This is a genomic window from Pseudomonas fragariae (ex Marin et al. 2024) (assembly GCF_059621105.1).
Genome location: NZ_CM184369.1, coordinates 4,628,285 through 4,640,900 on the forward strand (window position 1 = coordinate 4,628,285; position 12,616 = coordinate 4,640,900).

Below are 12,616 nucleotides of genomic sequence, written 5' to 3' on the forward strand. Positions count from 1 at the left end.
TTACCGGGGTGTCGGCCGTGCACGAGGCAACTTGAACCGGGCTGAAATAGCCAGTAGTGGTTTATAAGATCTTTTTTGACCCCTCTCAGTGAAATAAGTGTCATGGAACCAAAAATTCGATAGGTTCCGGCGCTGACCATGAGTTTTTTCACGCCGCCTTTGGCCTTCGGGGCGCGTTCCGTTAACATACTCAGCTTTTTCAAGCGGGAGACAGGCAGCATGGCGCAGCAGTATCAACCGGGGCAACGCTGGATTAGTGACAGCGAAGCCGAGCTGGGTTTGGGCACCGTTCTGGCACAGGACGGCCGCTTGTTGACCGTGCTCTATCCGGCCACTGGCGAAACACGTCAGTACGCACTGCGTAACGCGCCGCTGACCCGCGTGCGCTTCTCCCCTGGCGACGTGATCACGCACTTCGAAAACTGGAAAATGACCGTTCGCGAAGTCGACGATGTCGATGGCCTGCTGGTCTACCACGGCCTGAACGCGCAGAACGAACTGGTCACGCTGCCGGAAACCCAGTTGTCGAACTTCATCCAGTTCCGCCTGGCGACCGACCGTCTGTTCGCCGGCCAGATCGACCAGTTGTCGTGGTTCTCGTTGCGCTACAACACGCTCGAGCACACCAGCCGCCAATTGCAGTCCTCGCTCTGGGGCCTGGGTGGCGTGCGCGCACAGCCTATCGCCCACCAGTTGCACATCGCTCGTGAAGTTGCAGACCGCATCGCGCCACGCGTTCTGCTGGCCGACGAAGTGGGCCTGGGTAAAACCATCGAAGCCGGCCTGGTGATCCATCGCCAACTGCTGTCGGGCCGCGCCAGCCGCGTGCTGATCCTGGTCCCGGAAAACCTCCAGCACCAGTGGCTGGTGGAGATGCGTCGTCGCTTCAACCTGCAGGTCGCGCTGTTCGACGCCGAGCGCTTCATGGAAAGCGATGCCGGCAACCCGTTCGAAGACACCCAGCTCGCGCTGGTTGCCCTGGAATGGCTGGTCGAAGACGAAAAAGCCCAGGACGCCCTGTTTGCGGCAGGCTGGGACCTGATGGTGGTTGACGAAGCGCACCACCTGGTCTGGCACGAAGACAAGGCCAGCCGCGAATATTCGCTGGTCGAACAGCTGGCCGAAGTCATTGCTGGCGTACTGCTGCTGACCGCGACGCCGGAACAACTGGGCCAGGACAGCCACTTTGCCCGTCTGCGCCTGCTGGACCCGAACCGTTTCCACGACCTCAAGGCCTTCCGTGCCGAGAGCGAGAACTATCGCCCGGTGGCTCAGGCCGTTCAGGAACTGCTCGACAAGGGCAAGCTGTCCGCAGCAGCACAAGAGACCATTCACGGCTTCCTGGGTGCCGAAGGCGATTCGCTGCTGGCCGCGGTGAATACCGGCGACGAAGAAGCCAAATCGCGTCTGATTCGTGAACTGCTCGACCGTCACGGCACCGGCCGCGTGCTGTTCCGCAACACCCGTGCCGCGGTGCAGGGTTTCCCGGAGCGCAAGCTGCATCAATACCCGCTGCCCTGCCCCGTCGAATACCTCGAATTGCCGGTCGGCGAGCACGCCGACCTTTACCCGGAAGTCAGCTTCCAGTCGCATTCGGACGTCAGTGAAGAAGAGCGCTGGTGGCGCTTCGACCCACGCGTCGACTGGCTGATCGATACCCTGAAAATGCTCAAGCGCGTCAAGGTGCTGGTGATCTGTGCCCACGCCGAAACCGCCATGGACCTGGAAGACGCGCTGCGTGTGCGTTCCGGCATTCCTGCCACGGTGTTCCACGAAGGCATGAACATTCTCGAGCGCGACCGTGCCGCGGCCTATTTTGCGGACGAAGAGTTCGGCGCCCAGGTGCTGATCTGTTCGGAAATCGGCAGCGAAGGCCGCAACTTCCAGTTCTCCCACCATCTGGTCCTGTTCGATCTGCCGTCGCACCCGGACTTGCTGGAGCAGCGTATCGGGCGTCTGGACCGGATCGGCCAGAAGCACACCATCGAGCTGCACGTGCCTTTCCTGGAAACCAGTCCGCAGGCCCGCCTGTTCCAGTGGTATCACGAAGCGCTCAACGCGTTCCTCAATACCTGCCCGACCGGCAACGCCCTGCAGCATCAGTTCGGCCCGCGCCTGCTGCCGCTGCTGGAAAGCGGTGACGACGACGAGTGGCAAACCCTGATCAATGAAGCCCGCAGCGAACGCGAGCGTCTGGAAAGCGAACTGCACACCGGTCGCGACCGCTTGCTGGAGCTCAATTCCGGCGGCGCTGGCGAAGGTGAAGCGCTGGTCGAAGCAATCCTCGATCAGGACGATCAGTTCAGCCTGCCGATCTACATGGAAACCCTGTTCGACGCGTTTGGCATCGACAGCGAGGACCATTCGGAAAACGCCCTGATCCTCAAACCGAGTGAAAAGATGCTCGACGCCAGCTTCCCGCTGGGCGACGACGAAGGCGTGACCATTACCTACGACCGCAATCAGGCGCTGTCCCGCGAGGATATGCAGTTCATCACCTGGGAACACCCGATGGTGCAAGGCGGCATGGACCTGGTGCTGTCCGGCTCGATGGGCAACACCGCCGTGGCACTGATCAAGAACAAGGCGCTCAAGCCGGGCACCGTTCTGCTCGAACTGATCTACGTCAGCGAAGTGGTTGCGCCTCGTTCTCTGCAGCTGGGACGTTATCTGCCGCCTGCCGCGCTGCGCTGCCTGCTCGACCCGAATGGCAACGATCTGGCCAGCCGTGTGTCGTTCAACACGCTCAATGATCAGCTCGAAAGCGTGCCCCGTGCCAGCGCCAACAAGTTCATCCAGGCCCAACGTGACCAACTGACCCCGAGGATCAACGCGGGCGAAGAGAAAATCATGCCGAAACACGCCGAGCGCGTCGCCGAAGCGCAGCGTCGCCTGGCAGCCGACACCGAAGAAGAACTGGCCCGCCTGACGGCATTGCAAGCGGTCAACCCGACCGTGCGCGACAGTGAACTGGTGGCTCTGCGCACTCAACGTGAACAGGGTCTGGCCATGCTTGAAAAAGCGGCCCTGCGTCTGGAAGCGATCCGGGTACTGGTCGCAGGCTGAAGGCCGGTTACACACCCGCCTGCCACGCCCATGCGCCGCATGGGCATGGCGCTCCTGCTCAGGCTATGACGCAGAGCGTCATGAAAGGCATTCCCACGCTGGAGCGTGAGGAACGATGTGTACCGTAACCAAGCCCATGCTCCGCGATATCCGCCCCCCTATCATGCCCATGCGCCGCATGGGCATCGCGCTCTTGCTCCCGCTATGACGCAGAGCGTCATGAAAGGCATTCCCACGCTGGAGCGTGAGGAACGATGTGTACCGTGACCAGGCCCCTGCCCCGCGATATCAGCAACACCCCCTATCGTGCGCCTGTTCCCGATATCCGCAACACCCCCTATCATGCCCACGCTCCGCGTGGGCATGCCTTTCCGGACGCTCTGCGTCCTCCCAATCATCAAGGCCAAACGCGCCAGCCATCACTTTGATGCCAAATTGGCACCTCGTGTATTGGCAGGTTGTAAACAGCTTCTATACTCACCTTACAACGCCAGGCTTTCAGCCCTGGCGCCCTTGCAGTGAGAATAGGGCAAGCTATGGATTGGCTGGGTTTGAACGTATTCGCTGACCCACCAGCGGACGTGCAATTATTGATCGACTGTAGTCACAACCTGTTTCTGGTCGCGCTGGCTTACGGCGTGGCCTGTGCTGCGTGCTTTGCCACGCTGGATATTGCGGACCGTGTCATCCAGGTCGACGCCCTCAAAAGCCGTCGCCTCTGGAAAGCGCTGGGCGCGTTGTGCCTGGCCGGTGGCGTGTGGGCGATGCACTTCATCAGCATGCTGGCCTTTCAGGCACCGCTCAAAATCGCTTACGACCTCTCCATCACGCTGATTTCCCTGCTGATCGTATTGATTACCGCATTGGTGGCCATGCGAGCACTGACAGTCCCGGAACTGACTCTGAGACGCTGCCTGATCAGCGCGGTGGTGATGGGGGTCGGCATCAGCGTCATGCACTGCCTGGGCATGTCGGCCATGCGCTCCACTGCCACGCAGTACTACGAGCCGCGGATGTTCGCCCTGTCGATTCTGGTCGCAGTCCTCTCCAGCATTGCGCTCCTGACACTGCCGCGGCACTTGCGCCAGTACAACGGCATGTTTCATCAGATGTTCCGATATGCGGTCAGCCTTCTGCTGGGCGCGGGCCTGTTGACCATGCACCTGATGGGCATGAAGGCGCTGCGGCTGGTGATCCCGGAAGGCACTGAGCTGCACGGGCCCGCCACCGAAAACAGCCAACAGCTGGGGCTGACCATCGCGGCCATCGCCCTGCTGATCATCGCCGGCAGCATCAGTGCGGCAATGGCTGACAAGAAACTGCAAGGCAAGGAGCATGACCTGCAGCGGGTCAATGCACTGCTTACCCAGCTGGATCAGGCACGCGTCTCGCTTCAGCAGGTTGCGCATTACGACCCGCTGACCAATCTGATCAACCGCCGCGGTTTCAATCAGATCTTCGCCGAGAAGCTGCAGGAGCACACTTACAACAACGGCATGCTCGCAGTGATGTTCCTCGACATCGACCACTTCAAGCGCATCAATGACAGCCTGGGCCATGATGCGGGTGACGAGCTGCTCAAAGTGATAGCCGACCGCATCCGTGGTGCTACCCGGGTTCAGGACGTGGTAGCGCGCTTCGGCGGCGATGAATTCTGCATCCTGCTGAGCATTCCGGACTACGAAGAGGCACGACACCTGGCCCATCGGGTCATGCAAAAAATGAAAGAGACCATCGCGCTGGCAGGAAGACGCATGGTCATGACCACCAGTATCGGTATTGCCGTGTTCCCGCGTGACGGTTCGACCTGCGATGAGCTGCTCAAGCACGCGGACCTCGCGCTCTACCAGTCCAAGGACAAAGGGCGCAACGGCGTCAACTTCTTCAACCCGGCGCTCAAGACCAAGGCCAGTCTGGAGCTGCAACTGGAAGAAGAACTGCGCAATGCCCTGCGCGAAGGCACGGGGCTGCAGGTGTACTACCAGCCTATCGTCGACATGCGCACCGGCCACGTTGCAAAGCTCGAGGCGCTGGTGCGCTGGAATCATCCGCACCACGGCCTGCTGGTACCCGCCCGCTTCATCGGCATTGCCGAAGCCAACGGCCTGATTGCAGAGCTGGATAACTGGGTGCTGCGCCGCGCCTGTCACGACCTGCGCACTCTGCATCAGGAAGGGCTGGAACAGCTGATCATCTCGGTCAACTGCTCAGCGCTGACGCTGGGCCGCAACGAATTGGTCGAAGAGGTTGAACGGGCAATGGCCGATGCTGACGCAGCGCCTGGACGGCTGGAACTGGAGGTCACCGAAAATGCCTTGATGGGCAACATCAGCAACACCATCCTGATGCTCAAGCACATTCGCAGCCTGGGTGTTTCCCTGTCGATCGACGACTTCGGCACGGGTTACTCGTCGCTCGCCTATCTCAAGCGACTGCCACTGGACACGCTGAAGATCGACCGTTCGTTCATTATCGACATTCCCCAGTCACCGCAGGATATGGAAATCGTTCAGGCAATCCTCGTCATGGCGCATACCCTGCGCTTGAAAGTCGTGACGGAGGGCGTCGAAACCCAGGCTCAGCTGGAGTTTCTCAGGCAGTTTGGCAGTGATTACGTACAAGGTTATATGTTCAGCAGGCCTCAGCCGCTGGAGCGAATCCTGCCCCTTGCCAGACAGATGAATGAGCGTGAGGCCAGCTTGCAGTGGTCTGCCCTGCCACCACCGTATGCCCACGGACCTGACATCGGGATACCAGAAGCATCGGATGTGTTCGCCGAACTGTCTGACAGTGACGATTTCGCCAGTCACAGACCTGTTCGCACCTGAAGCGGCGCTGCATGGAACCATCGCCGAAAAGCCAGCACAGCCCGCTGAAACCGCCACCTCGAAAGGTGTGGTTTTACGCTACGCGGGCTGCCAAAGAGTTACCTTCCAACTCACCCGCGAAAACCGCAAGGCACCCAACTGGTGCGCAAATCATTCCTGCGCCCTGTTTTGAATCAATACCCAGGGTGCCACTACTACAGCCCACAGCACTGGATCTGTCTCCACCAGCTCAAGCGCCTTGGTTTCAGACACCTTGCCAACCTGCCCTTCAGCCAGCCATGCAGACACCCTGGCTGCATCATTTTCGGCCACTGCCTCGGCGACTTCGATCAAATCCAGAGGCAGCTCGACCCACAACAGGGCACCCTTGGCAAAGAATGGTTGCAATTCAGTCCAGGTGATTGAGGCCGTTTCGCCAAGCAGTTTGGCATAGAGGGTGCTAGGTTCTTGCGTCATGGGTTTCACCAAAAAGAAAATCGGCGCAATGATAGCGCCGAGTTTCCCACCGGCAAGCCCAGAAGCAGGCGATTTATCGCAGGGAAGTGCAGATAACCTTATGGATCTGAAGTGATTTCAGACACTCAAGCGGTTCGATTCTGTAACTTTCTTTCGATTAGGCGACACGCACAGGTTTGTCCCCGGACGCCCGGCTTTCCAAGCCCGCGAACGGCGCTCTAAACTGTTCCGGTACAGTTGGCGGTGCGGGACAACCGGTGATCGAATCGGTCCTGGAGCCTTGGCCATCAGGATTATAAAAACTACAACGCAAGAGTGGAGCATCATGACTAAGGGTACCAATAAGCTTTCAAGGCTGTTTGCCGCACTGGTTATGGCGGGGGTTGCCAGCCATTCGTTCGCAGCTGACACCATCAAGATCGGCATCGCCGGCCCCAAGACCGGCCCTGTCGCCGAATACGGCACCATGCAGTTCAATGGTGCCAGGATGGCCATCGAGCAGATCAACGCCAAAGGCGGCGTAGATGGCAAAAAGCTTGAAGCCGTCGAATATGATGACGCCTGCGATCCGAAACAGGCCGTTGCGGTCGCCAACAAGGTGGTCAACGACGGCGTGAAATACGTGGTCGGCCACCTCTGCTCCAGCTCCGCCCAGCCAGCCTCCGACGTTTACGAAGACGAAGGCATCATCATGGTGACCCCGGCTGCCACCAGCCCGGAAATCACCGCGCGCGGCTACAAACTGGTGTTCCGCACCATCGGTCTCGACAGCGCCCAGGGTCCGGCCGCTGGCAACTACATTGCCGACGTCGCCAAGCCGAAAATCGTTGCAGTGATCCACGACAAGCAGCAGTACGGCGAAGGTATCGCGACAGCCGTCAAGCAAACGCTGGAGAAAAAAGGCGTCAAGGTTGCACTGTTCGAAGGCATCAACGCTGGCGACAAGGACTTCTCCTCGCTGATTCAAAAACTCAAGCAGGCCAACGTCGACTTCGTCTACTACGGCGGCTACCACCCTGAGCTGGGCCAGATCCTGCGCCAGTCCAAGGAAAAAGGCCTGAACGCCAAGTTCATGGGCCCTGAAGGCGTCGGCAACGAGTCGATCTCGCAAATTGCTGGCGAAGCTTCCGAAGGCCTGCTGGTCACCCTGCCAAAATCCTTCGACCAGGACCCGGCCAACCAGGCGCTGACCGAGGCCTTCAAGGCCAAGAGTCAGGACCCGAGCGGCCCGTTCGTGTACCCGTCCTACTCCGCCGTACAGGTCATTGCTGACGGCATCGCTGCCGCCAAGTCCGAAGACACCACCAAGGTGGCTGCTGCCATCCACGCCGGTACCTTCAAGACGCCAATGGGCGAGCTGAGCTACGACGAAAAAGGTGACCTGAAGAACTTCCAGTTCGTGGTCTACGAGTGGCACTTCGGCAAGCCCAAGACCGAAGCCGCCAAATAAGCTGCTTGCGTTAACCCTCAAAGCCCACTGCCAGCGCAGTGGGCTTTGTTTTACGAATCCAGGCCCGTACGCAGGTTTCGGCAACCCGAACTGTATGCACGAGGCCCCCTGAAAATCTTAAAACCGTCAATAGCGGTTCCTTGATAGCGCAACAGGCTACGCATCGACAGAATGCCACCCCGGCGCACGTCAGAGAAATGCAGATCAGGTTTTTAGGAGCGCGGTAAATGCCCGAGTTATTCCACTACATGCAGCAGCTGGTCAATGGCCTGACCATTGGCAGTACGTATGCATTGATCGCCATCGGTTACACGATGGTGTACGGCATCATCGGAATGATCAACTTCGCCCATGGCGAGGTGTACATGATCGGTTCCTATGTCGCTTTCATGGCACTCGCCGGTCTGGCGATGCTGGGTATTCACAGCCTGCCGCTGCTGATGATTGCCGGTTTTGCCGCTGCGATCATCGTGACCAGTGCCTACGGATACAGCATCGAGCGTGTGGCCTACCGTCCGTTGCGCAACAGCAACCGTCTGATCCCCCTGATTTCTGCCATCGGCATGTCGATCTTTCTGCAGAACTCGGTCCAGCTTTCCCAGGGCTCCGGCAACTTCGCCATCCCCAACCTGCTGCCCGGCAGCCTCTCGTTCGGGCCTGGTGGCGCCGAGGAAGTGCTGATTTCCTACATGCAGATCGTGGTGTTCGTCGTCACCCTGCTGGCCATGACCGGCCTGACCCTGTTCATCTCCCGCTCGCGAATGGGCCGCGCCTGCCGCGCCTGCGCCGAGGACATGAAGATGGCCAATCTGCTGGGCATCAACACCAACAACATCATCGCCCTGACCTTCGTGGTCGGTGCTGCACTGGCCGCCGTCGCCGCCATGCTGCTGAGCATGCAATACGGCGTGATCAACCCCAACGCCGGCTTCCTCGTCGGCCTGAAAGCCTTCACGGCTGCAGTACTGGGCGGTATCGGTTCGATCCCGGGTGCCGTGCTCGGTGGTCTGGTGCTGGGCGTCGCCGAAGCCTTCGGTGCCGACATTTTTGGTGATCAGTACAAGGACGTCGTGGCTTTCGGCCTGCTGGTCCTGGTGCTGCTGTTCCGACCGACCGGCATTCTGGGTCGTCCGGAGGTTGAGAAAGTATGAGCAAGTCTTTCAAACAGGCGCTGTTCAGCGCCGCACTGGTCTGGGCTGTGGCCTACCCGGTGTTTGGCCTGAAACTGGCCTTTTCCGGCGTCACCCTGCAAGTGCAGAACGCCAGCCCGCTGACCCTGACCATTATTGCCGTGTGTTCGGTCCTGCTGTTTCTGCGCGTATTGTTTGCCGAGCAGATCAGCGGCCTGCGTCGCGGCTCCGACAAACCGCTGATCCCGCAAAAGACCAGCGACTTCCTGACCCAGCCGAAAACCCAGCGCTGGGGCCTGGCAGCGCTGATCGTGCTGGCCTTCATCTGGCCATTCTTCGGGTCGCGCGGTGCGGTGGACATTGCCACGCTGATCCTGATCTACGTGATGCTCGGCCTCGGCCTGAATATCGTGGTCGGCCTGGCAGGTCTGCTTGACCTGGGCTATGTCGGTTTCTATGCGGTCGGCGCCTACAGCTATGCCCTGCTGTCGCACTATTACGGGCTCGGCTTCTGGATCTGCCTGCCGATCGCGGGGCTGATGGCGGCGCTGTTCGGGTTCCTGCTGGGCTTTCCGGTGTTGCGTCTGCGCGGCGACTATCTGGCCATCGTGACGCTGGGGTTCGGCGAGATCATCCGCATCTTCCTGCGCAACCTGACCGATATCACCGGCGGTCCGAACGGCATCAGCAACATCGAAAAGCCGACCTTCTTCGGCCTGACTTTCGAGCGCAAGGCTGCTGAAGGCATGCAGACCTTCCACGAGTTCTTCGGCCTGCCGTACAACTCGATCAACAAGGTCATCTTCCTCTACCTGATCGCCCTGCTGCTGGCACTGGCGGCGTTGTTCGTCATTAATCGCCTGCTGCGCATGCCGATCGGCCGGGCCTGGGAAGCCTTGCGCGAAGACGAAATCGCCTGTCGCGCACTGGGTCTGAACCCGACCGTGATCAAGCTCTCGGCCTTCACCCTTGGCGCTGCGTTCGCAGGTTTCGCAGGCAGCTTCTTTGCTGCACGTCAGGGTCTGATCACCCCGGAATCGTTCACCTTCATCGAGTCGGCAATCATTCTGGCCATCGTGGTGCTGGGTGGCATGGGCTCGCAACTGGGCGTGATTCTGGCGGCCATCGTGATGATCCTGTTGCCTGAGCTGATGCGTGAGTTCAGCGACTACCGCATGCTGATGTTCGGCGCGCTGATGGTGCTGATGATGATCTGGCGTCCACAAGGGTTCCTGCCGATGCAGCGTCCCGAAATGAAATTGAAAGCGGAGCTGCCGAAATGAGCCGCCCATTACTGCAAGCCACCGGCTTGAGCATGCGTTTTGGCGGCCTGCTGGCGGTCAATGGCGTTGCCCTGACCGTCAATCAGGGGCAGGTCGTATCGATGATCGGCCCCAATGGCGCAGGCAAGACCACAGTCTTCAACTGCCTGACCGGGTTCTACCGGCCGAGCGCGGGCACCATTCTGCTCGACGGTGAGCCGATCCAGGGCCTGGCTGGTCACCAGATCGCGCGCAAGGGCGTGGTGCGTACCTTCCAGAACGTGCGCCTGTTCAAGGACATGACCGCCGTGGAAAACCTGCTGGTTGCCCAGCACCGGCATTTGAACACCAACTTCCTGTCCGGCCTGCTCAAGACGCCCGCGTTTCGCCGCAGCGAACGTGAAGCCATGGACTACGCCGAGCACTGGCTTGAGGCGGTCAACCTGCGTGAATTCGCCAATCGCCCTGCCGGGACGCTGGCCTATGGTCAGCAACGCCGCCTGGAAATCGCCCGCTGCATGATGACGCGTCCGCGCATTCTGATGCTCGACGAACCGGCGGCGGGTCTGAACCCCAGGGAAACCGATGATCTGAAAGCGCTGATCGGCGTGTTGCGCAGCGAGCACAACGCGACGGTCCTGCTGATCGAGCATGACATGAAACTGGTGATGAGCATTTCCGACCACATTGTGGTGATCAACCAGGGCACGCCTCTGGCCGATGGCACGCCGGAGCAGATTCGTGACAATCCCGATGTGATCAAAGCCTACCTGGGGGAAGCGTAAATGCTGCAGTTCGAAAACGTTTCCACCTTCTACGGCAAGATCCAGGCGCTGCACAGCGTCAACGTGGAAGTACGCCAGGGTGAAATTGTCACCCTGATCGGCGCCAACGGCGCGGGCAAGTCCACCCTGCTGATGACCCTGTGCGGCTCGCCGCGCGCCCACAGCGGCAGTATTCGCTACATGGGCGAGGAACTGGTCGGGCTGGAGTCGTCGATCATCATGCGCAAGAGCATTGCCGTGGTGCCGGAAGGCCGCCGGGTATTTGCGCGCCTGACCGTTGAAGAGAACCTGGCAATGGGCGGTTTCTTCACGCAAAAGGAGGATTATCAGGAACAGATGGACAAGGTCCTGCAGCTTTTTCCACGCCTCAAGGAACGCTTCAATCAGCGCGGCGGCACCATGTCCGGTGGCGAACAGCAGATGCTGGCCATCGGTCGCGCACTGATGAGCAAGCCCAAGCTGCTGTTGCTGGACGAGCCTTCACTGGGTCTGGCGCCGATCATCATCCAGCAGATTTTCGAGATCGTCGAACAGCTGCGCCGCGATGGGGTGACGGTATTTCTGGTCGAACAGAACGCCAACCAGGCCTTGAAAGTCGCCGACCGCGCCTACGTACTGGAAAACGGCCGCGTGGTCATGCAAGGCACAGGCGAAGAACTGCTGGTCGATCCGAAAGTGCGGGACGCGTATCTGGGCGGCTAAGCGCACGCCACGTCCCGAGAGGCCGAAACGGCTTTGCAGGAGCGAATCGGCCGACGCTTCGCCTGTTCGCGAAGGCGTTCGTTTAAACGATGTATTTTCGTCGAACAAAACGGCCCTTTCGCGAACACGTTCGCTCCTACTGTCAGAGTCAGGCCTGCACGATAGTCAAAGCCACTGCTCGCGCGATAAGCATCCAGGCCCTTGTGATGCACCTCCAGTCTGAGTAACGTGGCGGCACTTGTCTGGAGACCACATCATGTTTGCTGCCCGTTCCGTCCTCGTATTTGCTCTTCTACCGCTGTTTGCCGGGTGTCAGTTGCTCGGTAAACAGACCGAGGAACCGAAGGTTTCCACGGCGGGCATGCTCCGCATGCAGGGCGATCTGACCGGGGAGAACGGCCAGTTGCTGTTCAAGCCGTGTAACGAGCAGCGTCGCTACGTGGTCAAGGATCGCGGCAACACCGGCATTCTGCAGGAGGCGGCCTCGCTGGCGGACAGCAAGGGCACGGTGTTTGCCGATCTGCGCGGCAGCTTTGCCGCGAGCAAGGCGGCCAACAGTGACGGTCAGCTGGACCTGCATCAGCTGTACCGCGTCGAACGTCCAGGCCAGGCCTGTGAAGACCTCAACTTCAAACGCCTGACATTGCACGTCAATGGCAACAAACCCGCCTGGAACGTCAATGTCAGCGGCAAGGGCATGGTTCTGGAGCGCGAGGGCGTCGCGCCACTGGCGTTGCCCTACGTGGAAGAGAAGCTGCCGGACGGCAGTTTCAGCGTCAGCAGCGAAGCCAACAACCAGCGTATCGAGATATGGGTCGCACCACAGCGCTGCGTCGACAGCGTCGACGGCTCGGTGCAACACCTCACCGCAGAGCTGCGCATCAACGGCCAGGCCCAGCGTGGCTGCGGTTATTACGGCGGTTCACGCGACGACTGA

9 protein-coding genes and 1 pseudogene are annotated in these 12,616 nt (G+C 60.1%); 9 read left to right on the forward strand and 1 reads right to left on the reverse strand.

Translation table 11 applies throughout. The features are described from left to right. The first annotated feature begins 219 nt into the window (after nt 1-219). Both rapA and AC54XV_RS20045 read left to right on the forward strand, forming a co-directional pair. Nucleotides 220-3,066, forward strand: a complete 2,847-nt coding sequence (gene rapA, locus AC54XV_RS20040) for an RNA polymerase-associated protein RapA (protein WP_024640262.1) — start codon at nt 220-222, stop codon at nt 3,064-3,066. Nucleotides 3,067-3,602: 536 nt separating this feature from the next. Continuing rightward, nucleotides 3,603-5,894 (forward strand): putative bifunctional diguanylate cyclase/phosphodiesterase, encoded by a 2,292-nt coding sequence (locus tag AC54XV_RS20045; protein WP_496717183.1) that lies wholly within the window; start codon nt 3,603-3,605, stop codon nt 5,892-5,894. A gap of 150 nt (nt 5,895-6,044) precedes the next feature. Here the strand turns inward: AC54XV_RS20045 and AC54XV_RS20050 are convergent, their stop codons facing one another. Continuing rightward, nucleotides 6,045-6,350, reverse strand: a complete 306-nt coding sequence (locus AC54XV_RS20050) for a DUF2288 domain-containing protein (protein ID WP_011268691.1) — start codon at nt 6,348-6,350, stop codon at nt 6,045-6,047. Between AC54XV_RS20050 and AC54XV_RS20055 the strand changes: the two are divergent. The 7 genes and pseudogenes from AC54XV_RS20055 to AC54XV_RS20085 all read left to right on the forward strand — a co-directional run. Then, nucleotides 6,349-6,600, forward strand: a pseudogene (locus AC54XV_RS20055) (hypothetical protein); the annotation flags it as partial. The gene AC54XV_RS20050 and the pseudogene AC54XV_RS20055 overlap by 2 nt on opposite strands. Before the next feature lie 75 nt (nt 6,601-6,675). Next, a complete protein-coding gene (locus AC54XV_RS20060; protein ID WP_011268692.1) occupies nt 6,676-7,800 on the forward strand; it encodes a branched-chain amino acid ABC transporter substrate-binding protein in 1,125 nt (374 codons plus the stop codon). Between the two features lie 227 nt (nt 7,801-8,027). After that, a complete protein-coding gene (gene livH / locus AC54XV_RS20065) occupies nt 8,028-8,951 on the forward strand; it encodes a high-affinity branched-chain amino acid ABC transporter permease LivH (protein WP_011268693.1) in 924 nt (307 codons plus the stop codon). Beyond that, nucleotides 8,948-10,213, forward strand: a complete 1,266-nt coding sequence (locus AC54XV_RS20070) for a high-affinity branched-chain amino acid ABC transporter permease LivM (RefSeq protein ID WP_011268694.1) — start codon at nt 8,948-8,950, stop codon at nt 10,211-10,213. Before livH ends, AC54XV_RS20070 begins: the two co-directional genes overlap by 4 nt. Beyond that, nucleotides 10,210-10,977, forward strand: coding sequence for a high-affinity branched-chain amino acid ABC transporter ATP-binding protein LivG (livG, locus tag AC54XV_RS20075; RefSeq protein WP_024640013.1), 768 nt, complete (start codon nt 10,210-10,212; stop codon nt 10,975-10,977). Before AC54XV_RS20070 ends, livG begins: the two co-directional genes overlap by 4 nt. Next, nucleotides 10,978-11,679: an ABC transporter ATP-binding protein gene (locus AC54XV_RS20080; protein WP_024641388.1), complete on the forward strand. Its 702-nt coding sequence runs from the start codon at nt 10,978-10,980 to the stop codon at nt 11,677-11,679. A gap of 256 nt (nt 11,680-11,935) precedes the next feature. After that, complete coding sequence (locus tag AC54XV_RS20085; protein WP_003314432.1) at nt 11,936-12,616, forward strand: COG3650 family protein; 681 nt, start codon at nt 11,936-11,938, stop codon at nt 12,614-12,616.

Coding starts and splice junctions, on each gene's coding strand:
- rapA (WP_024640262.1), top strand. CDS start 220: ATGGCGCAGCAGTATCAACCGGGGCAACGCTGGATTAGTGACAGCGAA.
- AC54XV_RS20045 (WP_496717183.1), top strand. CDS start 3,603: ATGGATTGGCTGGGTTTGAACGTATTCGCTGACCCACCAGCGGACGTG.
- AC54XV_RS20050 (WP_011268691.1), bottom strand. CDS start 6,350: ATGACGCAAGAACCTAGCACCCTCTATGCCAAACTGCTTGGCGAAACG.
- AC54XV_RS20060 (WP_011268692.1), top strand. CDS start 6,676: ATGACTAAGGGTACCAATAAGCTTTCAAGGCTGTTTGCCGCACTGGTT.
- livH (WP_011268693.1), top strand. CDS start 8,028: ATGCCCGAGTTATTCCACTACATGCAGCAGCTGGTCAATGGCCTGACC.
- AC54XV_RS20070 (WP_011268694.1), top strand. CDS start 8,948: ATGAGCAAGTCTTTCAAACAGGCGCTGTTCAGCGCCGCACTGGTCTGG.
- livG (WP_024640013.1), top strand. CDS start 10,210: ATGAGCCGCCCATTACTGCAAGCCACCGGCTTGAGCATGCGTTTTGGC.
- AC54XV_RS20080 (WP_024641388.1), top strand. CDS start 10,978: ATGCTGCAGTTCGAAAACGTTTCCACCTTCTACGGCAAGATCCAGGCG.
- AC54XV_RS20085 (WP_003314432.1), top strand. CDS start 11,936: ATGTTTGCTGCCCGTTCCGTCCTCGTATTTGCTCTTCTACCGCTGTTT.